The organism is Marichromatium sp. AB32, assembly GCF_003718675.1.
In the GTDB taxonomy this organism is placed as follows: domain Bacteria; phylum Pseudomonadota; class Gammaproteobacteria; order Chromatiales; family Chromatiaceae; genus Marichromatium; species Marichromatium gracile.
The window spans coordinates 1-25274 of sequence record NZ_RHFJ01000045.1 but is presented as its reverse complement, the minus strand read 5'-3'; the positions used below and the strand labels follow the sequence as shown (position 1 = coordinate 25274).

At 69.7% G+C, this 25274-nt stretch carries 21 protein-coding genes and 1 CRISPR repeat array; of the genes, 2 read left to right on the top strand and 19 right to left on the bottom strand.

What is annotated here, in order from left to right:
* Positions 1 to 143: 143 nt before the first annotated feature.
* Positions 144 to 1273: a CRISPR direct-repeat array (repeat unit 29 nt; unit sequence CGGTTCATCCCCGCATGCGCGGGGAACAC).
* Positions 1274 to 1364: 91 nt separating this feature from the next.
* The 8 genes from cas2e to cas3 all read right to left on the bottom strand — a co-directional run bounded on the left by cas2e (position 1365) and on the right by cas3 (position 10076).
* Positions 1365 to 1664 (bottom strand): type I-E CRISPR-associated endoribonuclease Cas2e, encoded by a 300-nt coding sequence (gene cas2e / locus EBL85_RS12860; RefSeq protein WP_123143115.1) that lies wholly within the window; start codon positions 1662 to 1664, stop codon positions 1365 to 1367.
* A complete protein-coding gene (cas1e, locus tag EBL85_RS12855; protein WP_123143114.1) occupies positions 1645 to 2556 on the bottom strand; it encodes a type I-E CRISPR-associated endonuclease Cas1e in 912 nt (303 codons plus the stop codon). Before cas1e ends, cas2e begins: the two co-directional genes overlap by 20 nt.
* A 49-nt stretch (positions 2557 to 2605) precedes the next feature.
* Positions 2606 to 3244: a type I-E CRISPR-associated protein Cas6/Cse3/CasE gene (gene cas6e / locus EBL85_RS12850; RefSeq protein ID WP_123140990.1), complete on the bottom strand. Its 639-nt coding sequence runs from the start codon at positions 3242 to 3244 to the stop codon at positions 2606 to 2608.
* Entirely contained in the window at positions 3241 to 3921 is a 681-nt protein-coding gene (gene cas5e, locus EBL85_RS12845; RefSeq protein WP_123140989.1) for a type I-E CRISPR-associated protein Cas5/CasD, read from the bottom strand. Before cas5e ends, cas6e begins: the two co-directional genes overlap by 4 nt.
* 11 nt (positions 3922 to 3932) lie before the next feature.
* Entirely contained in the window at positions 3933 to 5099 is a 1167-nt protein-coding gene (gene cas7e, locus EBL85_RS12840; protein ID WP_123143113.1) for a type I-E CRISPR-associated protein Cas7/Cse4/CasC, read from the bottom strand.
* A complete protein-coding gene (locus tag EBL85_RS12835) occupies positions 5096 to 5539 on the bottom strand; it encodes a CRISPR-associated protein Cse2 (protein ID WP_123141024.1) in 444 nt (147 codons plus the stop codon). The genes cas7e and EBL85_RS12835 overlap by 4 nt, the downstream gene beginning before the upstream one ends.
* A 35-nt stretch (positions 5540 to 5574) precedes the next feature.
* Positions 5575 to 7092 (bottom strand): type I-E CRISPR-associated protein Cse1/CasA, encoded by a 1518-nt coding sequence (gene casA / locus EBL85_RS12830; protein WP_123143112.1) that lies wholly within the window; start codon positions 7090 to 7092, stop codon positions 5575 to 5577.
* Positions 7093 to 7457: 365 nt separating this feature from the next.
* Complete coding sequence (cas3, locus tag EBL85_RS12825) at positions 7458 to 10076, bottom strand: CRISPR-associated helicase/endonuclease Cas3 (protein WP_190288082.1); 2619 nt, start codon at positions 10074 to 10076, stop codon at positions 7458 to 7460.
* A 60-nt stretch (positions 10077 to 10136) separates the two neighbouring features.
* Here cas3 and EBL85_RS12820 point away from each other — a divergent pair, with 60 nt between their 5' ends.
* Positions 10137 to 10676 carry a CDP-archaeol synthase gene (locus EBL85_RS12820; RefSeq protein ID WP_223806142.1) on the top strand — a complete coding sequence of 180 codons (540 nt, stop codon included), beginning with the start codon at positions 10137 to 10139 and terminating at the stop codon, positions 10674 to 10676.
* Positions 10677 to 10685: 9 nt separating this feature from the next.
* Here EBL85_RS12820 and EBL85_RS12815 read toward each other — a convergent pair whose 3' ends face one another.
* Both EBL85_RS12815 and EBL85_RS12810 read right to left on the bottom strand, forming a co-directional pair.
* On the bottom strand, positions 10686 to 11672 hold the full coding sequence (locus EBL85_RS12815; protein WP_190288081.1) for a metallophosphoesterase: 987 nt from the start codon (positions 11670 to 11672) through the stop codon (positions 10686 to 10688).
* 7 nt (positions 11673 to 11679) lie between these two features.
* On the bottom strand, positions 11680 to 12237 hold the full coding sequence (locus EBL85_RS12810; protein ID WP_223806141.1) for a DUF1134 domain-containing protein: 558 nt from the start codon (positions 12235 to 12237) through the stop codon (positions 11680 to 11682).
* A 244-nt stretch (positions 12238 to 12481) separates the two neighbouring features.
* Between EBL85_RS12810 and EBL85_RS12805 the strand changes: the two genes are divergently transcribed.
* On the top strand, positions 12482 to 13081 hold the full coding sequence (locus EBL85_RS12805; protein ID WP_123143110.1) for a fasciclin domain-containing protein: 600 nt from the start codon (positions 12482 to 12484) through the stop codon (positions 13079 to 13081).
* A 93-nt stretch (positions 13082 to 13174) separates the two neighbouring features.
* On the opposite strand, the gene EBL85_RS12800 is transcribed toward EBL85_RS12805, so the two are convergent.
* The 9 genes from EBL85_RS12800 to EBL85_RS12760 all read right to left on the bottom strand — a co-directional run.
* The gene (locus EBL85_RS12800; RefSeq protein WP_123143109.1) at positions 13175 to 16390 is read right to left on the bottom strand and encodes an EAL domain-containing protein; all 3216 of its coding nucleotides are present in this window, start codon (positions 16388 to 16390) and stop codon (positions 13175 to 13177) included.
* A 199-nt stretch (positions 16391 to 16589) separates the two neighbouring features.
* Positions 16590 to 17018 (bottom strand): hypothetical protein, encoded by a 429-nt coding sequence (locus tag EBL85_RS12795; protein WP_123143108.1) that lies wholly within the window; start codon positions 17016 to 17018, stop codon positions 16590 to 16592.
* Between the two features lie 4 nt (positions 17019 to 17022).
* Positions 17023 to 17544: a chemotaxis protein CheW gene (locus tag EBL85_RS12790; protein WP_190288080.1), complete on the bottom strand. Its 522-nt coding sequence runs from the start codon at positions 17542 to 17544 to the stop codon at positions 17023 to 17025.
* Positions 17541 to 19241, bottom strand: coding sequence for a diguanylate cyclase (locus EBL85_RS12785; protein ID WP_123140980.1), 1701 nt, complete (start codon positions 19239 to 19241; stop codon positions 17541 to 17543). Before EBL85_RS12785 ends, EBL85_RS12790 begins: the two co-directional genes overlap by 4 nt.
* Positions 19242 to 19279: 38 nt before the next feature.
* Positions 19280 to 19630, bottom strand: coding sequence for a response regulator (locus tag EBL85_RS12780; RefSeq protein ID WP_123140979.1), 351 nt, complete (start codon positions 19628 to 19630; stop codon positions 19280 to 19282).
* 45 nt (positions 19631 to 19675) lie between these two features.
* Positions 19676 to 21838: a response regulator gene (locus EBL85_RS12775; RefSeq protein ID WP_123143106.1), complete on the bottom strand. Its 2163-nt coding sequence runs from the start codon at positions 21836 to 21838 to the stop codon at positions 19676 to 19678.
* 16 nt (positions 21839 to 21854) lie between these two features.
* Positions 21855 to 23249, bottom strand: a complete 1395-nt coding sequence (locus tag EBL85_RS12770) for a protein-glutamate O-methyltransferase CheR (RefSeq protein WP_190288079.1) — start codon at positions 23247 to 23249, stop codon at positions 21855 to 21857.
* A complete protein-coding gene (cheB, locus tag EBL85_RS12765) occupies positions 23246 to 24283 on the bottom strand; it encodes a chemotaxis-specific protein-glutamate methyltransferase CheB (RefSeq protein WP_123140976.1) in 1038 nt (345 codons plus the stop codon). Before cheB ends, EBL85_RS12770 begins: the two co-directional genes overlap by 4 nt.
* A partial coding sequence (locus EBL85_RS12760) for a methyl-accepting chemotaxis protein (protein ID WP_190288078.1) occupies positions 24280 to 25274 on the bottom strand: 995 nt, incomplete at its 5' end. The genes EBL85_RS12760 and cheB, both read right to left, overlap by 4 nt.

The window sequence follows — 25274 nt, the reverse complement described above, 5'->3', positions numbered from 1 at the left end:
CTGGCATGAGAAGAGAGATCGAGGGCTTGGTCTTAGCGACAAGGTCCAGGCCTTCAGGCGCAATCGAGCTGCCTCAATCTCGCGCGGTGGGAGCTAACCACCACGGGGTGGCAAGATACAAGGCGCCCATTGCTTCGGCGAAACGGTTCATCCCCGCATGCGCGGGGAACACGTGGTCGACCGGCCATGTCTCTCGCGGGTCGACGGTTCATCCCCGCATGCGCGGGGAACACGGCGCTATTCCCTGCCGCATCCAACGACGATACGGTTCATCCCCGCATGCGCGGGGAACACCGGCCATCAAAGCGAAGCCAAAGCACAGTTGACGGTTCATCCCCGCATGCGCGGGGAACACGTGGATGGCTGAAGTCGTGCACATAACACCAGTGGTTCATCCCCGCATGCGCGGGGAACACTCTGGTCATGCTGCGCAAGCACGAAGTTTTCGCGGTTCATCCCCGCATGCGCGGGGAACACGCGCGAGATGGGCGACACCGGCGCGGCTTACCCCGGTTCATCCCCGCATGCGCGGGGAACACGCCAGGTAGGCGGTGAGGAACTGACCGGGGTGACGGTTCATCCCCGCATGCGCGGGGAACACAGTGCGGCCAGGATGTCGTCACGCGAGACGGTCGGTTCATCCCCGCATGCGCGGGGAACACTATTCGCTGTTTTTCCGTTTGGTCGTCAGGATCGGTTCATCCCCGCATGCGCGGGGAACACCAGGTTTTCAGTGTTCACTTTCTCTTTCCTCGCGGTTCATCCCCGCATGCGCGGGGAACACGCGCGGGATATCGGTTACGCGGCCACGGGCATCGGTTCATCCCCGCATGCGCGGGGAACACATTAAAAAAGGATTAAGAAAGGATTAGGGTGACGGTTCATCCCCGCATGCGCGGGGAACACGATTTCGCGTGTTCGCGCCTCGGATAGACGGGCGGTTCATCCCCGCATGCGCGGGGAACACCTCCCAGCCGAGGGAGATCTCGACCAGGTCGTCGGTTCATCCCCGCATGCGCGGGGAACACGTGACGCCGAGGAGCGCGCCCTTGCGAGCTATCGGTTCATCCCCGCATGCGCGGGGAACACCGCTAGGCGTGGGTTCTATCCCGTGTATGCGCCGGTTCATCCCCGCATGCGCGGGGAACACATGGTGTCGTGACGGACATAAAAGCGCGGGATCGGTTCATCCCCGCATGCGCGGGGAACACGCCGGATCGCCGAACTCAACGGAGTCTCGAACCCGGTTCATCCCCGCATGCGCGGGGAACACTCTTCGCGTATTTGCATGATTCAGCGAAGAAAAATACGCGCCTCTGAATCTACCAGATTTTCGGGGTCTATCGAAGGGGTTGGTTTTTCGATCATCGTGGAGGGTCCGATGGGGGTGGGGGGAGGAAGCTGACGAGTCTGAGTCCGTCGAAATCGACGGGGATGCGCCGGTTCTCGCCGATGGTGCGGAAGTCGTAGCCGGACTCGGTGTTGGTGCTCCAGGCCATGACCGCGTTGCCGTCTTCGACGCCGGCGAGGAGCTGCTCCCAGATGAACTCGCGCAGTCGCTTGGAGGGGGTGCCGATATAGACGCCGGCGCGGATCTCCAGTAGCCACACCGCCAGCCGTCCGCGCAGCCGGGGTGGGACGTTCTCAGTGACGATGACCAGCATCGCCGAGTCCTTCCGGGGTGGGGATGGCGGGAGGGATGTTTTCCGGCGCCGGTGGTGGTGGCGCGAGTTCGCCGGCGGCCAGGACGTCCTCGATCATCGGGATCAGCTTGCCGAGTAGCTTGGTCTGGCGGAAGACGTCGCGGCAGGCCAGCCTGACCTCGCGCTCGGGGTTTTGCGGGGCCTTGGCGGCGATCCGGAACGCGACCGGCACGACGGTCTCGAACTTGACGATGTCGGCGATATCGTAGACGAACGACAGCGGTTTGCCGGTATGGATGAAGCCGACCGCCGGGGCATAGCCGGCGGCCAGCACCGCGGCCTCGGTGATGCCGTAGAGACAGGCGGTGGCCGAGGAGAGGCAGGTGTTGGGCAGGTCGCTGGTGTCCCAGTCCTTGGGGTCGTAGCGGCGCCCCTTCCAGCGCACGCCGTAACTCTTGGCCTGCTCGGCATAGATCTTCTTGACCCGGATACCCTCGATCCCGCGCAACTGGTCGACGCTGCGCCGCTGCGGCGGTTCCTCACCGAAGCGCAGCGCATACATGCGTCGCACGACGCGCAATCGCGCCTGGTCATCGAGCGCGAGCCGGGCCTGGTGGAGCAGGCGATCGGCGCGGGCGCCGCCCGGCTGGCCGGAGGCGTAGAGTCGGACCCCGGCCTCGCCGACCCATACCAGCAGTGTCCCGACCCGGGCGGCGAGCGCCGCCGCCCGGTGCGAGACGCGGGTGCCGGGTTCGAGCATGATGCAGGCGATGCTGCCGACCGGGATGTGGGTCCGCACGCCCTTGGTGTCGATGACGACGAAGGCGCCGTCGAGCACGTCGATCTCGCCGTATTCGATGAAGATCAGCGAGATGCGCTCTTTCATCGGGATGGGTTCGAGTGGTGGCAGCATGTGGTGCTCCGTGCGCGTGTTGGCCTGTTCCCTGGGTCTGCCGGTGCGCTCAGTCGATGCCGCTGGGCGCGCGCCGGACCAGCAGCAGTCCGCAGCCGAGCCCCTTGGCCGGGCCGACGCCGTTCTCCAGCAGTCCGACCAGCGCCGCCGGATCGGTCACCCTGAGAATGCCTTCGTAGCCGACGGTGGCGATCTTGCCGCCGCGCTGCTTGCGTCTGAAATGGCTCGGCGGGTGTGGTTGGACGACGGCGTGCTCGATCTCGGCGGCACCGGCGAGCTTGCGGATCAGCCACTGTTGCTGGTCGGTCTCGCGGGTGAGCGGGACGCGGCAGGTGTCGCGCCGCTTGCCCGGTTTGTCGGCATGGTGGGCATCGCGGATGGTCTTGACCGGGTTGGCGGTGAGCACGAAGGCGAGTCGCTGGCCGACGCTCGGTCGGGGGTCGAACGCGCGACTGGCGATCAGACGCAGATCCGCGTGGGGCTGGGGTGGTTGGCGCGACTGCACCAGCACCCGGGTCGGCTGCCCCGGCTGTTGCTGCTCGATCCGGAACAGAAAGCCCTGCCGGGGTTGCTCGGGGTCGCTCCGGGGTTCGTGCGGTTGCTCGGGGAAGAGCCGCCACAGTGCGCGGTGGATGGCGTAGCGATCGGGGGCCGCGCGCGGCGGGATCTCGGCTCGACTGAGGATCATGCCTCTCCCTCCTGTCGGTGCAGATAGACCACCCGATTGGCGAACTGACGCCGGCGCGGATCGTGAGGGACGTCGCGTATCGGGATGGTGCGCCCGTGCGCCAGCGGCTGCTCGGTGTAGACCGGGCCACCCGTGGGTGGAGATCCCTCGAGCGCGGCGAGCGCGTCCTCGGCCTCGATCACACCGTCGGTAACGAGCGGGTGGGCGAGCGGGCAAGAACGTCTGCCGAGCACCGGGGTGAACAGCGGTCGGCGCAGCGCGGCGGCGATGCGATCGAGGTCGAACGCGGCATCGGGTCGAGCGCCGATGGCGACGGTGAAGCTGGCGTCGAACAGGTACTCGCGGTGCGACTGGATGGGATGGCGGTTGGTCGAGCCGTCGACCTTCCGGGCATCGAGCACGGTGTGGTAGTCGCGCTCGCGGATTGCCGACTTGGGGCTCGACTCGCTCTCCTCGGGGCGTTGGGCCTTGCGGTCGGCGCGCACGCTGATCTCGATGCTCGCCGCGAGCGCGCTGATGCGCTCGGCGTCACCACGCGCGATCCCGAGACAGGCGCCGAGCAGCCCGACCAGGGCGCTGCGGGTGGGGAAGGCGTTGCTCGGGCGGTAGTCCTCGAAGGTGTGGGTGCCCCAGGACTGCATCGGGCCGTCGAGACGCAGGATGAGATATCTGGCCATCTGCGGTGTCCTCAGCTGTGGCCGTCCTCGCGCAGCCAGGTCTGGAGCGCGGGCAGGGTGTCGAGGTGCGGCGGGGTCTCGCCGGTGGCGGCGTCGAGGGTGAAGACGCGCGCCGTCTCATTGAGTCCATAGGCGCGGTTGAGTCGCCGCCAGTAGTCGAGCATGGTCTCTATCGACGGGCGCAGATAGCCGCCCTCGCGATCCTTGGCGACGGGGGTCTCGAAGGCGTTGGCCAGCGAGATCGGTTGGTCGGCGAGGCTGACCAGGGCGCAGTCGGCGATGTTGTGGGCGGCGAAGGACTGCTGCTTGGCCTCCGGCACCACGGTGGTCATCAGTTGCAGCACATGGGCGGCGATGGCGAGCGCGCGGGCGCGGCCCGCGGCGGTCTCGGGGGCGTCGATGGTGTCGAGCAGGCCGAGGTTGTACTGCAGTTGGCGCAGGTTGAGGCTGGCGTAGCGGTAGAAGACGCCCGCCGAGAACTGTTGCACGTTGAGGTGCCCGGCGCCGCTCTCGCCGGCGTCCTGGGTGAGGTCGTCGACGGCGGTGAACCAGTCGATGTCCTGCGGCTCGACGGTGTGGGTGGTGAGGGCGTGGGCGACGGCCAGGGCGCCGTCGACACCGTGGATCAGCTCGGAGTTGGCCATCCGCCCGGAGAGTGCGACATCGAGGTCGAGCTGGTGGCGCAGGCGCTGCTCGAGCTCCTTGACCGCCTGCTTGAGATGGGTGATGCGTGCCTTCTCCGTCGCCAGCGCGGCGGCCTCGCGCAGCAGGCCGCCGATGGCCTCGATCTCGTGGCTGGAGAAGGGGATGATCTGGGTCTCGATGTGACCGCTCTTGGCGCGCGCGTACCTCTGGATCTCGGCCTCCTTGGTCTTGCCCTCGAAGATCGCGGCGACATAGAGGGCGCACTGCTCGAAGGCCGCGGCGTCGATGCCAGAATCCGGGTCGAGGTCGGCGACCAACTGGTCGAGCAGACGGCGGGTGCGGGTCGAGCGGCTGAACGCCTGGCGGTAGGTGTCGCTGAAGCGGAAGGCGCGCTTGAGCGACTGGCTGGAGATGCGCACCCGGGTCTTGCCGCCGAAGATGGCCGTCTTCTGCTGCCCCATGTCGTCGCGGTTGAGACACGATGGGCTGTGCGAGATGAGGACGTGGAGGTTGACGAAGTTCGGGCGGCTCATGCGGCATCTCCTTGATCGAGCGAATAGAGGTTGAGATAGAAGTCTTCGACGAAGCGGCGCTTACACCGGTCGCCCCAGAACTGGGCGAGTCTGGCGACCTCCAGCCAGCCGACCGGGGCCTGACTGTGCAGGTGGATCAGCAGCCGGCGGAAGGCGATCAGGTCCTGTGGCGCGGTGTCGCGGGCCATCTGGATGATGCGCCGCTCGTGGATGTGCTCGGCGCAGCGTCGGGCGAGTGGTTGCTCGCTCTCGACCTCCCTGCACCAGGGCAGCAGGAAGGCCTGTCGCAGTTGTTGAGCCGTGGGCCGCGCGCCCGGGAACAGCCGGTAGAGCCCGGCGCAGTCACGCAGGGTGTCGGGGTGATCGACCCGGCGCAGTTCGGCCTGCAGTCCGTTGGGCAGGGCGGCGTGGCGCGCGTGGAGGTCGCGGAAGTCCTGCATTTGGTCGTCGTCTTGCGATTGGGTGTCCTTGGCCATCATTCCTCCCGAAGGTGCTTGAGGTCGCGTTCGAGGATGCGTCTGGACCAGGCGATGATCGGGATCAGCGCCGGGTTGTGGGCATAGGGATCGGTGAGTTGCGCGAACAGGGGGCGGCAGTCCCGCGCCAGCCGATCGATGTAGCGCAGCCGGGCGTTGCGCCAGTCGGTGAAGGTGGTCGGGTCGGCGAGGGTGTCGAGGATCATTGGCTCGGTGCGGCTGTAGAAGCGCTGCTCGGCGATCGAGGGCAGGGCGGGGTTGCCGAGTCCGGGCAGCTCCTTGTGGTGGCTGCCCTTCTTCTGCTTGCCCTGCGCGGCGAAGCGGAGCGCGTTCTGTAGTGCGCCCTTCGCCCGCAGCCCGAGCTCGACCAACTGGTGCAGCCGGGTGTCGACCGCGTTCCATCCGGCGCCCAGGGTGATGAGTTCGTGTCGCCGCTCCAGCACCGACGCCTGCTTGTTGCGATAGCCGCCGACGAGCAGGCGCAAGGGGGCATCCTCCTCCAGCGCGCCGAACTGGGTGACGGTGAGCGGCGGGCGAGCGCCCTCGCCCTTGGCCGATTGCCGCGCGATCGCCAGCTCGCCCAGTCGGGTCCAGGCCGGTGCGGTGGTGGTGAAGGAGGTGAACCGCTGCTCCAGCTTGCCCGCCTTCGCGCGGGTCTCGACGGCACCGTGCGGGTGCGGCCACAGCCCGTCGACGGTGAACTTGAACTTCTCCTTGCGGAAGCCGAGATAACGCGGCCCGGCGTCGATGCCGAGCAGGTCGCAGGGACCGGGTTCGGTCGCGACCAGCTCGACGTGTGCCGGTTGCCAGAGCAGCCCGCGTACCACCCCGATCTGGTTCCACTGGATGGTCGACTGCGCGGCAATCGGCTCGACCCAGGTCGGGCGATCGCGGGCGTGGTCCGGTTGCCAGCCGGGCAGCAGCCGCTGTAGCCGCGGCCGGGTGAGCACGTTGGACCAGACCTGGAGGCGCAGATCGGCGGCATCGACCAGCACGGTGATCGGCGCCCCGCCGCGCAGGCTGCCCTGGAAGCCGCCGCCGAAGCTGGGACAGTTGGAGGCCTGGTGGAACAGGGCGATGGCCGCGATCGATGCGCTGAGCGCCCGGACTTCGCCGGGGGCGTTGAAGAAGGCGTGGTTGTTGCCCTCGGGCAGCCCGATCAACAGCTTCTGGATCGGCGTGACCTCCTTGGCGCTGACCCCTCGGGTCTGCATGAAGGGCTGGGTCGGGTGGTCGAGCTGGAACCAGTCGAGGACCTCGGCAATGGCGCGCTCGAACGCGGCGGGGTCGAGCGGTTGGTCGAGCTGTTCGAACAGGGCCTCGTCGTCCTCGGGCGTGAACAACGCCTGGGTCAGGCACACCAGCAGTTGCAGCGCGGCCAGCTCCAGGTCGTCGCGCGGCAGGCTCAGCCGCCACGCGCCCGGCTCGCAGAGGAGTTCGCGGTAGGTGAGGAGACGGAAGTCGCCGGTGCCGTGGTGGTCGCGTACCGGGATCCAGGGGGATTGGAGCAGGTCCATGCGTCAACTCTCCGTGACAGTGTCCGGGGCGATCGCGGACGCTGGGTGTCGACGCCGCCATCTCCTGGCGTGCTTGGGCCATCGTCCTCGATCTCGTTTCTGACGCGACGGTAATCCCCCCGTGCTAAAAGGTCAACGAAGCGTTTCACTGTTTTATGCAGGCTCAAAGCGGAGACTTTGGGATCTGTCTTGCTCGCTGCGTTTGTCGTGTCGTCGACGAAGCGTTTATGGTGAGCCGGTTCCCTCGTCTGTGAGGGATGATCCGCGTTTCACTGTGTGAGCCGCGATGTGCGCGGATGGGTTCCCCGCATCAGCGGGGATGGCGGGGTAACGGGCGCTCCCCGCGCCCGTTCTTCGCGGTGGCTTCAGTCCAGGGGCTGGCGCGAGAGCCCGAGCCGGGTGTTGTAGATCAGCCCGCTTTGTGGGCAGCGCCAGCGGCCAGGGCCGATCGTCTCCATGTGGAGCGGGACCTGGCCGTGCTCGTCGTACGGGCAGTCGGCCAGCGTCGTTTTCTTCCAACTGCTCGGCGCCGGGCAGGTGTTCAGCAGTCGCGCTTCCTCCCACGCCGGATCGGTGGTGGCGGGCAGGGGCTCGCCTTCGAGCGTGTGCCCGGTGTGATCAAGCAACAGCACGTCGACACCCAGTTCGCCGTCGCGGGTGAGGGCGCGGGCCGGCTCGTCGTTGTCGCGGAATTGGGTCTGGTTGAGCCGTGTCAGTTGGATCGCCTTGTCGTTCGCGGCACGCTGCGCGTCGCGCCAGCCACAGTGGCAGGCATAGATGGCGTCCGGTTCGTCGTCCTGGGGGCGGTCGTCATAGACCGTCTCGATCCAGTCGCGATAGGCCGCGGGAAAGCGTGCCTCGTGCTGTTCGCGGATCAGTCGCTCGGTGCGCCACAGCAGCCGGGCATCGCCGTAGATCAGTTGATGCAGCCCATAGTCTTCGGTGCCCTCGGGTGGCGCGAGCACGCTGCATCGAGGGGTCTCGAAACCTGTCGGTCTGGCGCGCTGGTGTCGATGCAGGCGACCGATGCGCTGGAACAGCAGGTCGACCGGGCAGAGTTGGGTGATCAGCCAATCGAGGTCGAGGTCGAGGCTCTGCTCGATCACCTGGGTGGCGACGAGGATGCGCCCGCCGTCTTCGGCGGCGTCGCGACCATAGCGGTCGAGCACCCGCTGCTCGATGTCCTGGCGATCGCACCGGCGCAACCGGGCGTGAAACAGATCGACCGGCACCGCGTCCCGATCGCGCAGTTGCTGCGCGAGCCACTGGGCATCGTCGACCAGGTTCATCACCACTCCGACCCGTGCGCCTTGGCGCGCGGCCTCGATCAGCGCCTCGATCCCCGTCGCGTCGGGGCGTAGCCCGGGGTCGCGCCAGAGTTCGAGGGCGACGGTGCGGACAGGGGGCTGCTCGGTCGTCGGCAGGCTCTGCGGGGTCGTTCGGTCGTCGCGCCACAGCGCGGGATAGACGGCGGGCGTCGTCGTGGCCGTCGCGGGCGTGTCGCGCCAGGTGTCGAGCAGGCGCGCGCGGATTCGGCTCGGCAGTGTTGCCGAGAGCAGGATGGCGCTGCCGCCGGTGGCGCGCTGGCGGCGCAGCACCTCGTCGAGCAGCCCCTGCATGTAGGCGTCGTAGGCGTGGATCTCGTCGACGATCAGCACCGCGCGGTGCAGACCGAAGGCGCGGATGAAGTTGTGCCGCACCGGTAGCACAGAGAGTAGCACCTGGTCGATGGTGCAGACCCCGAGCTGACCGAGGAAGACCCGCTTGCGGCTGCTGGCGAGCCAGTGTGCGCACTGTACGCTGGCCGGAGGCTGGGTGTCGGCGGCGCTGTGCGTGCCGCGCTCGACGAGTGCGCGGAACCGGGCGTTGAGGTCTCTGTGGCCATGGGCGAGCACCAGGTTGGCGTCATCGAAGGCGTGACGGGCGAAGTCCACGCAGCGCCCGAGCATGGCGTTGGCGGTGGCCTGGGTGGGCAGGGCGAAGACGATGGTCTCGGCCTCGCCCGCGGCAAGGAGCTGCCAGGCTAGCGCCAGGGCCGCCTCGGTCTTGCCGCTGCCGGTCGGGGCTTCGATCAGCGTCAGGCCGGGGCGCGACGCGTGTGATGCGTCGATCAGGGTCTGTACGCCGCGCGGGCGCTCGCCGTCGCGCAGCAGGGCGGCGAGCCCCGGATAGGGCTGCGACTCGCCGAGCAGGCCGAGCCGGTGCAGGAGTCCGGTGTCGCGGATGTACTGGCGGCGGCATTGCCAATAGTCCGCGGCGGGCTCGCTCGGTGCGCGATAGGGGAAGTGGGCGCTGTCCGAGCCGATCCAGTCGCACAGGCTGCAGAAGCCGGCGAGCAGGGCGCGGGCGCTGTCATCACAGGGCGGCGGCGAGTCGTCCGCGGCGATGCCCTGTGGTTCGAGAAAGAGGCTGGCCGCTTGTGCCAGCCAGTCGCGGCGGGCTGCTTGATCCTGGACCTCGATATCGGGGTCGGCGTAGCCGTCGAGGAGGGTCTTGGTGTCGTTGAGTCTGGGGTGCTCGTCGTCGAAGACCTCGCCGTGATGGCCGGTGACGGCGCCGAGCCAGCCGCGCCAGTGAGGGCAGACCCGAGGTCGGCGGCCCGGCATGGTCGGGGCGAGCTTGCGCCCGAGCGCATAGCCGACGAGTCCGTGGTCGAACCTGCTGCAGCCGCTGGCCGGGCGCGCGGCGAGCCTCGGCCAGCTCAGGGGGAGGACGTCGGGGGCCTTGCACTGGAAGCAAGCGTGGAGCTTGCCGAGATCGTGCAGGGCGATGAAGTAGAGCACCCAGGCGCGGCGGCGCGCCGGGTCGGGCTCTGCGGGGAAGGCCGTGGCGAAGGCGGCCCGGGTGCGGGGCGAGGCCGCCCACAGCTCGGCGGCGACCGCGCAGACGTCGAGCGCGTGATAAACGAAGGTGTGCCAGGGCGAGTCGTGTTCGGTGATGGTGTCGGCCTTGGCCCAGTAGTGGTCGAGTGTCGTCGTATCCATGGGACTGCTCCTTTGCATATAAGCCGGGCGGGCGTGGCGCCATCGCCGGTACGTGCGATCATGGCGCAGGCGCGCGGCGCGGGCCAGGTGGGGTGTCGAGAGGCGGTGGAGGCGGAGGGCGAGATGGAGTGGCTGTCGATCCTGGTGCTGGTGAGCTGGGCCAATGGCGCGCCGGTGATGGCGCGGTTGGTGTTCGGGCGGCGGGGTTGTCGGGCGCTCGATGGCGGCGCGCGCTGGCGCGACGGGCGGGCGCTGCTCGGGCCGTCGAAGACCTGGCGCGGGGTGGGGACGGCGCTGGCGAGCACGCCCGTGGTGGCCTGGACGCTGGGGGTCTCGCCCCTGCTCGGGCTGGGGGTGGCCGCGGCGGCGATGACCGGGGATCTGGCGACGAGCTTTCTCAAGCGTCGGCTGGGGGACCGGTCGAGCGCGGCGCGACCGGGGCTCGATCAGTTCGCCGAGGCGCTGTTGCCGGCGCTGCTCGCGGTGGCGGTGCTCGGCGGTGGCTGGACGACGGTGGCGGCGGTGGTCGCGGGGTTCACCCTGATCGATCTGGCGCTGACCCCGCTGATCGCCCGGTTGTGGCGGCGCTGGCGACGCTGAACCGGGGGCTCAGTCGGGCTGGAGGACGTGGATGGTGATCTCGGGCGGGCAGTTGAGCCGGGCGTTGACCACCGAGGTGCCGGCACCGACCGAGGTGTAGCCGACGAGGGTGCCGTGGCGCCAGGGCCCGGCGGCGAGCCGGCGCGGGCAGCGGGCGTCCCAGATCAGCGGGATGCCGCCGGGCAGACAGATCTGGCCGCCGTGGGTGTGACCGCTGAGCATCGCGGCGAAGCCGGCGTGGGCGGCCTGGCGATAGATCTCGGGGGTGTGGGAGAGGAGGATCGCGGTCTCGTCCTCGGGGATCGCACCGGCGACCTTGTCGAGGTTGTGGAGCTGGTAGTAGTGGGCGTCGTCGACCCCGGCGAGGTGCAGTCGCGCGCCGTCGCGCTCGAGGGTGACGGTCTCGTTGAGCAGGAAGCGGATGCCCAGGCACTCGAGTTCGGGCACCAGACGCAGGCTGTCGTGGTTGCCGAGCACGGCGTAGATCGGCCCGCTGAGCGCCTCGCGGACCTCGCGCATGCCGTCGACCGTCGCGGTGATTGGGCCGAAGGTGCGGGCGCGGTAGTCGCCGGTGAGCACGCAGAGGTCGTAGTCGAGTCGGCGCACGGCGGCGGCGATGGCGTGGGTGTTCGCCGCGGCCATGTCGACGTGCAGATCGCTGAGCTGGAGGATGCGCAGCCCGGCGAAGGCCGGCGGCAGTCCGCGCAGCGCCAGCGCGCGCTCGACGATGCGGTGACGACGGGCGTTGCGCCGGGCGCGGCCGTGGAGCCCGCTGAGGCGCAGACAGTGACGGATGACGCCGTGCACCGAGTACCAGTTCTCGGGATAGAAGAAGTGGGCGCCGGGGCGGTTGAGCACGAACACCTCATGATCGCGCTCGAGCCCCAGGCGCTGGCGCAGATGGGTGCGCCCGAGCCGCGCGCGCAGCCCGTCGAGCGGCGTCCCGGCGGTGCTCGCCGGGGGTGGCTGGACGGTGCGGGGGGCGGCGCTTGGCATCGCGGTCTCAGAAGGGGTTGAGATGGGCCTTGCGGGTGAAGTCCATGTAGCCGGCGCTCACCCCCTGGCGCCAGCCGGCGCCGAAACGGATCGGCGCGAGCACGGTATCGCCCGATTGCAGATAGTTCACCCCGACCCCGCCGACGAAGTAGAGGCTGCCCTCGGCGCCGGGATAGCGCTGGAACAGCGCGTCGGGGTTCGGCAGCCGATAGATCAGCACGAACACCTTGGCGGCGTTGGCGCCGACGTCGAGACCGATCGAGGGTCCCTGCCAGTAGACCGGACGGGTGTAGCCGTCTTTCATGTACAGCCGTCCCTTGCCGTAGCGCACGCCGATGCCGAGCGCGGCGCCGACCTCCTCGCCGGTGATGTAGCCGTTGGGCTCGCCCTGTTCGCGAAAGACCTTGCGCACCACGGTGCCGAGGTTCTCGGCGCCGTCGCCGAAGAAGGTCTCGATGCTGTCGAGAATCTCCTGCTGGCGGTAGGTCTGCTCGGTGGCGGAGGCGAGCGCCGGGGCGAGGACGAGGAGCAGGCAGAGGACGAGTCGAAGGGGCAGGGCGGGCATGATGATCAACGGGCTCCCATGGTGATGGTGTGGTCGATGCCCCTCCATTCTGGGGCAAGTCGCGCCGGATTGGTATGGCGCACGACGAACCCGCGGAATGAATCGGGTTTTGCTTGCCTTTTCTGGAAGTGCACTAATACTTGAGTGCGAAGGTAGGAAATTAGCCGTATCGTCCCGGCACGGAGGCCGACGGCTTGTGCCTGACCATCCTGTTTCTTTCAGTCATGCCCAGAGGATTCGCGCCATGAGCAACGACAATGTGACCTCCATCAGCCCGCTGACCGCCATCCTGGTGCTCGCCGCCGCGGTGGGCCCACTGGCGGCGCTGTCGATCGGCAGCAAGGTCGCCGACGAGGAGACCTTGGAGCGTGCCCGCGCCGGCCTGGAGAACGCCACCCCGACCGATCGTTTCGCCCATTACGACAGTCTGCGCAGCCCGTCCTATGCCTCGAACAAGTCGATCACCGACATCACCGAGGGCTCCGGGGTGTTCACCAAACTGCAGGCGGCGATCGAGGCTGCCGGCGCCGAGGCGATGTTCTCCGAGGGTGGTCCCTACACGGTGTTCGCGCCGAGCAACGAGGCCTTCTCGCGCATCCCCGCCGATCAGCTCGAGGCGCTGCTCTCGGACAAGGAGCGGCTCAATCAGGTGATCGCCGCGCACGTGGTGCCGGGGCGGCTGAGTCCGACCGAGCTGATGCAACTCGAGAGCGCGCCGACGCTCTCGGGCGAGCGCGTCGCGATCAGCGTGCCGGGGATGATCAAGGTCGGCGAGGCCACCGTCTCGCAGTCGATCGCCGCGCGTAACGGCGTGGTGCACGTGATCGACCGCGTGCTGCTCTGACCCGTCCCGTCGCCGCCCGCCGCGTGGGCGGCGCTTCTCCCGAACCCGATGACGAGGCCGTGGCCATCTGGTCGCGGCCTCGTCGTTGCTGGTTCAGTCCTCGAGCCCCGCTTGCGTCGGCAGGGCGATACGACCGGCTTGCAACAGCGGCTCGATCTTCGCGCCCGGCAGGGGGCGGCTGTAGAGATAGCCCTGGGCGATGTGACAGCCGTGCTGGAGCAGGAAGTCGCGCTGCAGCCGGGTCTCCACGCCCTCGGCGATGCCCTCGAGACCGAGACTGTTGCCGAGCCCGATGATCGCCTTGACGATGGCCGCGGCCTGATCGTGACGGGCGCTCTCGGCGCCGATGTCGGCGAGGAAGGAGCGGTCGATCTTCAACGCGTTGACCGGCAGGCGGTTGAGATAGTTGAGCGAGGCGTAGCCGGTGCCGAAGTCGTCGATCGCAATCGAGAAACCACGCTCGCGCAACCCGGCGAGGATGTCGACGGCGCGGTCGATCGAACGCATGGTGGCGCTCTCGGTGATCTCGAACTCGAGCAGCTCGGGCGGGATGGCGAACGCGTCGACGATGCCGTCGATGGACTCGATGAGCGCCTCCTGGTAGAGCTCGTTGGCCGAGAGGTTGACCGCCATCGGCACCGGCGCGATCCCCGCCTCGCGCCAGCGTGCGAGCTGGCCGCAGGCCTGGCGCAGCACCAGCGGACCGATCTGCAGGATCAGTCCGGTCGCCTCGGCCACCGGGATGAAGCGTCCCGGCGGGATCCAGCCGTGGTGCGGATGGTTCCAGCGCACCAGCGCCTCGAGACTGAGGATGCGCCCGGTGCGCATGTCGACCCTGGGCTGGAAGTGCAGCGAGAGCTGCTCGCGCTCGAGCCCGTGACGCAGATCCTGTTCGAGCTGGAACTGCTGGTGCATCTGCTCGTTGAGCGCCGGGGTGAAGAAGCGGTAGGCGCCGCGTCCCTCGGCCTTGGCGGTGTGCAGTGCGGCGTCGGCGTGGCTGATCAGCGCATCGGTGCTGCGCGCGTCATCGGGGTGCAGGGCGATGCCGATCGAGGCGCTGATCAGCAGCGAGTGCCCGTCGATGACGAAGGGCATGGTCAGTGCCTGCTGGATGCGCTCGGCAAGCTCTCCCGAGGCCTGCACCGAGCGATTGCGGGTGGCCAGCCAGATGAAGTTGTCGCCGCCGAAGCGCGCGAGGGTGTCGTCGCTGCCGAGCACCCCGAGCAACCGCTGGGCGACCTCGCGCAGCACCTGATCGCCGAGGCGGTGGCCGAGCGAGTCGTTGACCTGCTTGAGGTTGTCGAGATCGAGCGAGAGCAGCGCGACCCCCAGCCGTCGTTTGGTGGCGATCTGCAGCGCCTGCTCGATGCGCTGGCGCATCAGTGCGCGGTTGGGCAGGCCGGTGAGCGGGTCGTAGTGCGAGACGAAGGCCAGCTGCTTCTCGTCGCTGATATTGATCAGTCCGCCGTAGTGACGGCGCGTGCCGGGTTGTGCCGGATCGGCGCAGCACTCGGTGGTGGCGCGCACCCAGCGCAGCGTACCGTCGCGATGGCGCAGCCGCAGCTCGCAGGTGGAGCTGGCGCCGATGGGCAGCTCGAGGATGCGCGAGACGAACAGCTCCTGGTCGTCCTCGATCACCAGGAAGCGCCAGGTGCCGTGGGCGCGGACCTCCTCGACGCTGTAGCCGCTGAGCGTGGTGATCGACTCGGTGATCCACTCGAGCGAGGGGGTGTCGTCCGCTGCGCGCAGCACCGAGTAGGCGACGTCCGTCACCACCGAGGTGACCTGACGATAACGGGTCTCGCTGGCGCACAGCTCGCGCTGGGCGTGCTGGCGCACGCGCAGGTTGGAGAGGGTCTCGGCGACGAGCTGGAGCGTCTGCGCCTCGTCGTTGGTCCAGACCCGGTGCGCGAGACACTCGAGTTCGAGCAACGCCGGGCGCTGGTCGGTGTCGAGCAGCGGCGCGACGAGCAGCGCGCGGATGCCGCGGTGCTCGAGCAGCTGGCGCTCGAATTCGACCCCGAGCGCCTGGTGTTCGCGCGCGGGCAGGCTGACCGGGCGCCGTGCCTGGTGTTCGGGAACGAAGCCGGCGGGCAGTGGCGTGGGATGGTACTGCGCTGCGGCGGCGATGCCGGAGCTGCGCCACTGCTGGAGGCAGCGTGCGCGGGTGCCGCCCTCGGGGGCGTCCTCGAGGTGCGAGAGCAGACAGCGGTCGACCTCGAAGAAATGTCCGACACGATCGAGCGCCTGGGCGAGCGTGCAGGCGTCGGGCTGGTCGTGGCGGGATTCGGTGAACAGCGTCGAGAGTTCGGTGAGCAGTCCCTGGAGACGGAGCTGGCGGCGTAGCGCGCGCTGGGTCTGCTCGCGTTCGGTGACGTCGGTCACCAGGCCTTGGAAGTAGAGCACCTGCCCATCGGCGCCGCGCGCCACGCTGGTGTCCTCCTCGACCCAGTGCACCGAGCCGTCGGCCCAGATCACCCGATAGATCAGGTTGAAGGCCGCCTCGGTGGCGCTGAGATAGTCGCTGAAGCCCTGATCGACCCGGGCGCGGTCCTCGGGGTGGACCAGTTCGATGAACTGCAGCTCGCCGCTCTGCATGCGTTCGAGCGGATAGCCCCAGCGGCACACGTTGTGCGAGGCATAACTGATCGGCCAGCCGGGTTCGGGGCGCCAGCGAAAGGCTACCGTGGTGCTGGCGTCGACGACCTCGGCGGCGACCGCCAGCCGGGTGTTGGCGCTGATCAGCGCATCGCGCTGGGCGATCCGTTCGGTCTGGTCGATGATGCAGCAGACGCACTCGAAACGGTCGCTCTCGGGGATCGGCAGCCGGATCAGCACCAGGTCGGCGAGCAACGGGCAGGTCTCGCGGCCGCGCAGCGCGATCTCGCTGCAGCTGGCCTTGCCCTCGCGCAGCGCCCGCTGCAGCGCGCTCTGCAGGAAGGGCTGGTGTCTGGAGTGGGCGAGCAGCGTGAACAGCCGACGATCGAGCTTGAGCAGGTGCGAGGCCGCGCCGTTGTGATCGCCGATGCGCCCGTCCTCGGAGACCTGCAGCACCGGGATGGGCAGCTCGTAGTAAAAGCGCATGAAGCGGGTGCGCGCGATCTCGTTGAGGTGCTGGCTCTCGTGCAGTGCCTGCTGCTGGAGTTCGAGTTCGGCATGATAGATATGCAGCTCCTCGAGGAGCTGCTCGAGCCCGAGTCCGCCCTGATCGAGTTCGATCAACGCCGGGGTGAGGCGGCCATCGCGCAGGATCTGGCGGGCGCGCTCGCGCAACTGGCCGTGACTGGTGGTGGCGTCCTTGGGCGTCATCCGGGTCTCCGCGCGGTTGGGGCCTGGCGCGTGCGGGCACGGCGGCAGCGCCACCCTCTCCGTGAGGCCTCGTGGTGCCTGGGTTCGCGTGTTTCGACGGCCTCGGGGCGGCTTCGCCCCAGGAGCAGTAGCGCCATCTCTGTTGCTTCCTCCGCTGCCCGCTCGGGCGTGGCGACGATGGTGTCGCGGTCCTTCCCTGTTACCGGTCGTCTCGGCCCCAATGATCCGTCCAGCCGGCGTCGTGCCAGGGGTCGAGCACCATCACCGGTGTGTTCTTCCAGGCCAGCGCCCGCAGCCACGGCAATCGGCTGCGGGCCGCCAGCAGCGGCGGCAGCGGATGCAGGTCGCCGGCCTGTACTCGGTCGAGCGATATCGGTTCGTCGACGCGGACCCGGAGCGCTCCCGCGGGGTGGGCGAGGAGCAGCTGGCGCTGGTGTTGCGCGGGGCGCTCGTCCGTCGTCGAGGACAGTCGCAGCAGCTCGGCGATATGGGGCGCGCGGGTGCTGTCGGCCGGCTCCAGGGCGATCACCCGACGGCGCTCCAGGGCAAAGCCCAGCCGATTGGCATGAAACGATAACAGATCGATCCCCAGGGGCGTAGTCGTGCTCTGCGTTTTTTGGTTTTCCATGCGCTTAGGCCGACTCCTTCATGAAGTCGATGAACAAGCGCTCGAGATCGAGCACCGCCACCGTCCGTCCCTTGGCGGTGAACACCCCGGTGGTCACCCGAGCGAGCATCGAGGGCAGTGTCGGCGGTGGTTCGAGGATGTCGTGCCCGGCGATGTCGACGACATCGACCACGCGCTCGACCCGCAGTCCGCTGGTGATCTCACGTGTGCCGGCGAGCAGGATCGCCCCGCGCGTGGCCGGTGCCGGGGTGGGACGCCCGAGCAGGGTGGCGAGACAGAGCACCGAGGTGATCTCGCCGCGCACCGAGATCACCCCCTCGAGCGCCGGCGGGCAGCCGGGCACCGGGTGGATCGGCACCAACGGCAGGATCTCGGCGATGCGTGCGCCGGGCAGGGCGAAGCGCTGCTCGCCGAGCGCGAACACCACCAGCTTGACCAGGTCCTGCGACTCGCTCTCCGGCGCCGGATCGTCCTCCCCGGGGCGGGCGGCGAGCAGCACGCCGAGCGGATCGTCGTCCTGGGTCACGGTCGCGGCTCCGTGGCGACGGTGGCGCACTCGATGCGATTGCGCCCGTGCCGCTTGGCCTGGTAGAGGGCGCGGTCGGCGGCCTCCTGCAGGGTGGTGGGGTCGGTGAAGTCGGGGAAGGCGGCGAGCCCGGCGCTGAAGGTGCTGTGGAACTGCTGGCCGCCCTCGCCGGCGAAGGTCACCGCAGCGAAGCTCTGGCGCAGCGCGTCGAGCACCTGCATCGCGCGCTCGGCGCTGGCGCCGATCATCACCACGGCGAACTCCTCGCCGCCATAGCGTCCGACCACGTCGGAGTCGCGCATGCGCAGGCGCAGGGTGCGCCCGAGGGCCATCAGTACCTGATCGCCGACGTTGTGGCCGTGGCTGTCGTTGACCTGCTTGAAGTGGTCGATATCGATCATCGCAAAGCTCAACGGGGTGTTGCCGCGCAGCGCCGCGGCCACCGCGATCTCGAGGAGCTGGAGGATGGTGTTGTGGTTGAACAGCCCGGTGAGGCTGTCGCGCACCATCAGCGAGCGCAGGGTGCGCATGCGCTCGGCACGCAGCCGGATCTCGGCGACCAGCCGCTTGGGCGCGATCGGCTTGGTGAGGAAGCCGTCGGCGCCGGCGGCGAGCGCGCGGAACTGGCGCTCGGCGTCGGTCTCGGAGGAGATGTAGATGATCGGCAGGCCGACGTGCGCCGGCACCTGGCGCAGCACCTGGGCAAGCTCGGGTCCCGAGCACAGCGGCATGTAGAGATCGACCAGCATCAGGTCGGCCTGGAAGGTCTCGAGCTGCTGGAGCACCAGCGCCGGATTGTTGAGCACCCGGGTGACCATGCCCGCGGCCTCGAGGATCAGCGCATGGTACTGCGCCAGGTCGGGGTCGTCGTCGACGATGAGGATATGGAAGGGTTCGACCGGGGTGGTGTCGGTGATCAGATCGAGGATCTCGACCATCTCCACCGTCTTCACCGGCTTGGTGCAGTAGGCGCTGCCGCCGGCCTGCACGGCGTGCAGCCGGGCGCCGAAGTCCTCGCGGTTGGAGATGAAGATGGTCGGCACCGGCTGTCCGGTGAGCCGATTGATCTCGGCGAGCGCCTCGGGTCCGGCGTTGATCCCCTCGGGGAAGACCACGTCGAGGATCACCGCCGCCGGCGGCGTCTCGGCGACCGCCCGGTGGAGCCTGGCCAGCGAGGTGAAGGCGGTCACCCGGTAGCCGAAGCAGCCGAGCTGCATCGCCAGCTCGGCGACCACCTCGGGGTCGTCGTCGCAGACATAGATGGAGTGCTCGCCGCGACTGGTGGTGATGTCGCGACCGCTGCGTCGCGCCGGCAGCGCGACCTGGGCCGGCGGCTCCTGGGGCAGGCAGGGGCCGCGATCGATCTCGAGGTGTTCGAGCGCGTCGAGCTGGTGGGATAGGGTGTCGAGCAGCTCCTCGCCGAGCGCCTCGTAGCCGTCGAGCACCTGGCTGAGGTGCTGCTCGGCGTCGCGCGCGGCGGCCATCACCTCGGGGAAGCCGAAGGTCGCCCCCGAGCCCTTGAGGGTGTGAAAGAGTCGGTGGATCTCCTGCAGGTTGAGCCGGTCCGGGGGCTGTGCGGGATCGAGCCGCGAGACGCGCTCGCGCAGCTCGCCGAGCCGCTTCGGCAGCTGGGTGATGAAGGAGGCACGCAGTCGCGCCTTGCGCGTCTGGAGGTCTGCTGATTGCTGCTGCGTCATGCGCGTGGTCGCGGGCTGCTGCGTTGCGGCGGCGGTAATCACAGCCGGGCGACTGCCTGCAGCAGGGCCTCTTCCAGGGTCTCGTCCTTGCAGAGGTGGGCGCTGATGCCGGGGCGTTGATCCGAGGTCGCGCGCAGGTCGTCGCCGCTGAGCAGGATGAAGGGGATCGATACGCCTAATTTACGGATCTCGCCCTCGAGTTCCAAGCCATCGAGCAGCGGCATGTGCAGATCCGAGATCACGCAGTCGAAGGGGCTGGTGGCGGCCGCGATGCGCTCGAGCGCGGCGAGACCGTGCGCGACGATCTCGCAGCGGTGTCCGGCCTGCTCGAGGATGGCGGCGGTGAGTTCGCCGGTGAGGGTGTCGTCGTCGACGATCAGGATGTGCATGTGGTGGCGTCCTCGATAGTTCTTATGGTGGATGGCGCGCGAGGCTCATCCGATCAATCCTCGCAGGGTGTCGACCAGGCTCGACTGGGCGAAGTCGCCCTTGACGATATAGGCGTTGGCGCCGACCTCGATGCCGCGGCGTCGGTCGGCCTCGTCGGCGCGCGAGGTGACGATGACGATCGGGGTGGTGCGATAGTCGCTATTCTCGCGCAGCCGGGCGGTCAGGGAAAAGCCGTCGAGCCCCGGCATCTCGACATCGCTGACGACCGCGTCGAAGCGCTGTCGCTGCGCCTTGTCGAGCGCCTCGAGCCCGTCCTCGGCGAGGGTGACGCGATAGCCGCTGGACTCGAGCAGGTCGCGCTCGATCTCGCGGGTGTTGAGCGAGTCGTCGACCACCAGTACGTGGTGTGCCGAGGCCGGCGCGGTGGTCGCGTCGCGCGCCGGTGCGTCGGCCTCGAGCCGCGCGGCGGCGAGCAGCGCCGGGGCCTGGAGCACGCTCACCAGGGTCTCGTCGCCGGTGGTGACGAAACCGCCGACCAGCTCGCCGACCGGGGCGAGCGCGCGCATGTGCGCCGGCAGCGGCTTGATCACCATGTCGCGCTCGTCGACCAGACGATCGACGATCAGCCCGAGCTTGGCGCGCGCGGTGCCGATGACGATGATCAGCGGCGCCGGCGGTGAGGGCGCGCCGGTCTCGCGCTCGAGCCCCAGCAGCGCGCTCAGGGTGATGAGCGGCAGACAGGTGCCGTCGAGCGTCAGCGTCGGCTGTCCGGCGACCTGCAGGGTGGTGTCGAGCGCGACCCGGATCAGCCGCTCGACGTGCTGCGCGGTGAGCGCGAAGACGCGACCGCCGGCCTCGAACAGCAGCACCCGCATCAGCGCCAGCGACAGCGGCACCTTGAGCGTCAGCCGGGTGCCCTGGCCGGGCGTGTCGGTGACGGCGATGGTGCCGTGCAGCTCCTCGACCACGGTGCGCCTGACCACGTCCATGCCCACCCCGCGCCCCGAGACCTCGGTGACCAGCTCGCTGGTGCTGAAGCCGGGGCGGAAGATCAGCTCGGCGACCTGCGTCGGCTCCAGGGCGGCGGCCTGCTCCGGCTCGACCAGCCCCTGGCGCACCGCGCGCTCGAGGATGCGCGCGCGATCGAGTCCGCGCCCGTCGTCGCGGATGCCGATGGCCACCCCGGCGCCGTCCTTGCGCGCGCTGATCTCGATGCGTCCGAGCGCGGGCTTGCCGGCGCCACGGCGCGCCTCGGGCGACTCGATACCGTGATCGACGGCGTTGCTGAGCAGGTGCACCAGGGCATCGCCGAGACGCTCGACGATATGACGGTCGAGCTCGATCTCGCCGCCGCTGGCGTGACAGTCGACCTGCTTGCCGAGCGCCCGGCCCTGCTCGCGGGCGATCCGCGCGATCGGCTCGAACAGGGTTGCCAGCGGCAGCATGCGCAGCCCCAGGGCGCAATCGCCGAGCTCGCTGGTGAGCCGCTCCTGCTCCTGCACCAGATCGCGCAGCGCGCGGGTGAAGCGCTGTCGGCCGGCGACGTGCTCGGCCAGTGCCGGGTGGTCCTCGAGCAGTCGAGCAAGCTCGACGTCGAGCGCGCGGGCCTCGAGCAGGCGCTGGCGATAGCGCCCCTGGGTGGCGATCAGCTCGCCCATCAAGCGGATCAGCCCATCGAGCTTGTCGAGTCCGACGCGCACCGTCTCGGTCGGGCGCAGGTCGAGTCGCGGCGGCGTGCGCGCATCGCCGGGTGGTGGCGCCGCGGCGGGCGTCGGCTCGGGGGCGGGTGCGGCATGCGTCTGCGCCGCCGCGGCGGTGGGCGCGGCGTGCTCGAGCAGCCGCGCGAGCAGCGCCGGGTCGGGGTGTGCGGGCAGCCGCTCGGGGGTGGTGGCGGCGGCCACCAGGTCGCCGATGGCGTCGTGGCATTCGAGCAGGGTCGCGGCCAGCTCCGGCGAGGGCGCCAGGCGCGCCTCGCGCAGCGCCCCGAGCACGTCCTCGAGGGCGTGTGCGATCTCGGCGATCACCCCCAGCTTGAGCATCCGCGCCGAGCCCTTGATGGTGTGGGCGGCGCGGAAGGCGGCGTCGAGGTCGTCGCGTCCGAGCGGCTCGTCGCGCGCCATCGCCGAGAGCTGGGCCTCGAGCTCGCCGAGATGGCCGTGCGACTCGGTGACGAAGCGTTGCAGGAAGCGTTGCAGGTCGATGGCCATGCCCGTGGCGTCCGTCTCAGTCCGCGCCCTGGGCGGCGAGCCGCGCCAGGTGGCGCTCGCAGATCAACCGCAGGTCGCGCCGCGACAGCGCGCTCGGCAGCAGTGGGCGCGGCGCGCCGGGCGGCGGCTCGGCGGTGAGCAGGTTGCGGGCGATGCGGTACTCGCGCGCGGCGGGCGCGGCGGCGCCCTCGTCGCGATGCAGCTCGGCGAGCTGATAGTGCGCCCGCCAGCACTCGGGCTGGACATAGATGACGCGGGCCAGTTGCGTGCTCGCCGCCTGCGTGCGGCCCTGGCGCCGGGCGCAGCGCGCGCTGACGAGCAGCGCCTCGAGCGACCAGGGATCGCTGGCCAGGGCCTGTTCGCAGCTCGCCTGCGCCGCGGCGATCGCCCCGGTCTCGAACTCGAGCAGCGCGCGCAGCTCCAGTGCCGCCACCGAGCGGCGTTCGAGCGGGATCATGGCCAACCGGGTCAGCGCCTCGGTGTAGCGCTCGGCGCGCGCCAGCGCCAGCGCCTCGGTATAGCAGCGCGCCGGGTCGAGCGGTGGCGGCGGGCGGCGCACCGGGCGGGACGGGGCGAGGGCGCGCGCGGGCGGCGCGAGCGGGTCGTTGCTGAAATAGAAGATGCCGCGATGGACGTGCTGGCGCAGCAGTCCGATGTCGTTGGCGAGGGTCTCGGCGACGCCGACGATGAGGAAGCCGCCGGGGTTGAGCAGCCGCGCCAGCTGCGCGAGCACCTGGGCGCGGGTCGGCGGATCGAAATAGATCGAGACGTTGCGGTAGAAGATCACGTCCTGTCCCTGCAGCCCCGGCGGGTAGTCGCGGGCGAGCAGGTTGAGCGCGAGGAAGTCGACGCGCGCGCGGATGGCGGCGGCGAGCTGGTGCTGGCCGTTGTCGAGCCGGGTGAAGTGACGTGCGCGCAGTGCCGGGTCGAGGGCGCGGAAGGTGAAGGTGCCGTAGCGCCCGGCGCGGGCGCGCTCGAGCACCTCGGGGTCGAGGTCGCCGGCGCTGATGCGCACCGCGGCGGCGGCCTCGGCGCCGAGACGCTGCTCGAGGGCGATGGCGATCGAGTAGGGCTCCTCGCCGCTCGAACAGCCGGCCGAGAGGATGCGGATCGGCGTCTCCGGGGGCGCGCGGTCGCGCGCGCGCAGCGTCGGGATGAGGTGATCGGTGAGCAGCTCGAGGTGCTGCGCCTCGCGATAGAAGTAGGTCTCGTTGATCGTCAGCAGGCTGCCGAGCGCCATGAGTTCGGTCTCGTCGGCGCGCAGCCGGGCCAGATAGGCCGCGGGGCCGTCGCTCGCGGTGTGGGCGATGCGACGCGCCAGCGCCTCGCGCAGCGTCGTCTCGGAGGCGGCGTCGAAGTGCAGCCCGATCCGCTCCTTGATGAGCGTGCGCAGCGGGGAGAGATCGTTCACGACGGGGCGGGCGCGACGGCGCCGGTCAGGGCGCACAGGCGCGGCGGGATCTCGGCCAGGGTGAGGACCTCGGCGGCGGCGCCGGCGACGATCGCCTCGCGGTTCATGCCGAAGATCACCGAGCTGGCCTCGTCCTGGGCGATGGTCGGGGCCCCGGCGCGGCGCATCGCCAGCAGCCCGCGTGCGCCGTCGCGCCCCATCCCGGTGAGGATCACGCCGACGGCGCGCGCGCCGTAGTGCGCCGCCACCGACTCGAGCAGATGATCGCAGCTCGGGCGATAGATGTCGCCGGCGGCGCGCGGCGAGAGCTGGATGCGCTGCTCGTGGTCGACGCCGAGGTGCTGGCCGGGGTCGGCGATGTGGACCCGGCCCGGGCGCAGCGCCTCGCCGGGCTCGGCGACGGCCACCGGCAGCGGACAGAGCCCGTCGAGCCAGGCGGCCATCGCCTGGGCGAAGCCGTCGGCGATGTGCTGGGCGATGAGCAGCGGCGCGGGGAAGTCGGGCGGCAGCGCGGCGAGGATCTGGGCGAGCGCGTGGGGACCGCCGGTCGAGGCGGCGATGGCCACCACCCGGGCGCGGTGACGGTGCGGCTCGGGGGCCGTCGGGGCGAGGGCGGCGGGGGCCTGGGGGCGACGGATGTGGCGGATCACCGGTACCCCGGCGAGGGTGCGCAGCCGCTGCGCCAGGCGCGACGCGTCGCCGAGCGCCTCCTTGGAGAGGGCATCGAGCGCGCCGTAGGCCACCGCCGCCATGGCGTTGTCCGCGTCGGCCAGGTCCGAGACCACCAGGATCGGGGTGGCGCGCGTCGACATGATCTCGGCGATGGTCTCGAGCCCGCCCATCCCCGGCATCTGCAGGTCCATGGTGATGATGTCGGGCGCGAGCTCCTGGGTCAGACGCAGCGCCTCGCGGCCATTGCCGGTCTCGGCGCAGACCTCGAGACCGGCGGCGGCCTCGATCTGGGTGCGGATCAGCGCGCGCGCCAGCGGGCTGTCGTCGACCACCAGCACGCGGATCGGACGGGACGCGCTCATGCCGGATCCCGGGTGTCGGCGGCGGGGGCGGCGCCGAGCTCGAAGCGGTCGACGCGCTGGCCGAGATTGGTCGAGAGCTGGGTCATCTGCTGGGCGACCTGGGCGATGCGCTGCACCGACTGGGCGGTGTCGGCGCTGGCGGTGACGATCTCGCGCAGCGCCACCACCACCTGGTTGCTGGCGGTCTTCTGCTGCTGGGTCGAGAGGCTGATCTGTTGCGCCGAGCTGGTGGTCTCGCCGGCGGCCTCGACCAGCGAGCGGAGGATCTCGGAGCTGCGCGAGGAGGCTTCGAGACCCTCGGCGATGCCCTGGGAGCCTTTCTCGGAGTTGATCACCAGACGGTTGATGGCGTCCTGGATCTCGATGACCTTGTTGCTGATCTCGCTGGTCGAGTCGGTGACCGAGTCGGCCAGGCGGCGGATCTCGGCGGCGACCACGCCGAAGCGCTTGCCCGCCTCGCCCGCCGAGGAGGCCTCGAGCGCGGCGTTGAAGGCGATCAGCTTGGTCTGATCGGCGACGGTGTCGATGATCTCCATGACCTTGGAGATCTCCTTGGACTTGTGCCCGAGGGCGACGATCTCGGCGAGCGCGTGCTGGTTGTCGCGACGGATCTCCTCCATCTGCGCGGCCAGCTGCTGCATCGACTCGGCCCCCTGCAGGCTGTCGTCGTAGGTGCGCTTGGCGATCTCGGCCACCGAGCCGGAGTACTCGGCGATCTGGGTCGAGGAGGCCGACAGCTCCTCCATGGTCGAGGTGATCTCGGCGATCGAGGCCGACATCTCGCTGGAGGTCGCCGCCTGGCCCTCGACGGCGCCGGCGATCTCGCGCGCGGCCTCGTCGACGGCGCGCGCATCCTGCTCGACCTCGCCGACGAGACCGTGGAGATGACGGCGCATGCGCTCGCCGTCGTGACCGAGCGCGGCGAGCTCGTCGCGCCCGTCGATGGCGATCTCGTGGCTGAGGTCGCCGGCGGCGATCTGCTTGATGAGAT

Excerpts from the sequence above, each read along its gene's own strand:
- cas2e (WP_123143115.1), bottom strand. The coding sequence starts at position 1,664 with ATGCTGGTCATCGTCACTGAGAACGTCCCACCCCGGCTGCGCGGACGG.
- cas1e (WP_123143114.1), bottom strand. The coding sequence starts at position 2,556 with ATGCTGCCACCACTCGAACCCATCCCGATGAAAGAGCGCATCTCGCTG.
- cas6e (WP_123140990.1), bottom strand. The coding sequence starts at position 3,244 with ATGATCCTCAGTCGAGCCGAGATCCCGCCGCGCGCGGCCCCCGATCGC.
- cas5e (WP_123140989.1), bottom strand. The coding sequence starts at position 3,921 with ATGGCCAGATATCTCATCCTGCGTCTCGACGGCCCGATGCAGTCCTGG.
- cas7e (WP_123143113.1), bottom strand. The coding sequence starts at position 5,099 with ATGAGCCGCCCGAACTTCGTCAACCTCCACGTCCTCATCTCGCACAGC.
- EBL85_RS12835 (WP_123141024.1), bottom strand. The coding sequence starts at position 5,539 with ATGCAGGACTTCCGCGACCTCCACGCGCGCCACGCCGCCCTGCCCAAC.
- casA (WP_123143112.1), bottom strand. The coding sequence starts at position 7,092 with ATGGACCTGCTCCAATCCCCCTGGATCCCGGTACGCGACCACCACGGC.
- cas3 (WP_190288082.1), bottom strand. The coding sequence starts at position 10,076 with ATGGATACGACGACACTCGACCACTACTGGGCCAAGGCCGACACCATC.
- EBL85_RS12820 (WP_223806142.1), top strand. The coding sequence starts at position 10,137 with ATGGCGCAGGCGCGCGGCGCGGGCCAGGTGGGGTGTCGAGAGGCGGTG.
- EBL85_RS12815 (WP_190288081.1), bottom strand. The coding sequence starts at position 11,672 with ATGCCAAGCGCCGCCCCCCGCACCGTCCAGCCACCCCCGGCGAGCACC.
- EBL85_RS12810 (WP_223806141.1), bottom strand. The coding sequence starts at position 12,237 with ATGCCCGCCCTGCCCCTTCGACTCGTCCTCTGCCTGCTCCTCGTCCTC.
- EBL85_RS12805 (WP_123143110.1), top strand. The coding sequence starts at position 12,482 with ATGAGCAACGACAATGTGACCTCCATCAGCCCGCTGACCGCCATCCTG.
- EBL85_RS12800 (WP_123143109.1), bottom strand. The coding sequence starts at position 16,390 with ATGACGCCCAAGGACGCCACCACCAGTCACGGCCAGTTGCGCGAGCGC.
- EBL85_RS12795 (WP_123143108.1), bottom strand. The coding sequence starts at position 17,018 with ATGGAAAACCAAAAAACGCAGAGCACGACTACGCCCCTGGGGATCGAT.
- EBL85_RS12785 (WP_123140980.1), bottom strand. The coding sequence starts at position 19,241 with ATGACGCAGCAGCAATCAGCAGACCTCCAGACGCGCAAGGCGCGACTG.
- EBL85_RS12780 (WP_123140979.1), bottom strand. The coding sequence starts at position 19,630 with ATGCACATCCTGATCGTCGACGACGACACCCTCACCGGCGAACTCACC.
- EBL85_RS12775 (WP_123143106.1), bottom strand. The coding sequence starts at position 21,838 with ATGGCCATCGACCTGCAACGCTTCCTGCAACGCTTCGTCACCGAGTCG.
- cheB (WP_123140976.1), bottom strand. The coding sequence starts at position 24,283 with ATGAGCGCGTCCCGTCCGATCCGCGTGCTGGTGGTCGACGACAGCCCG.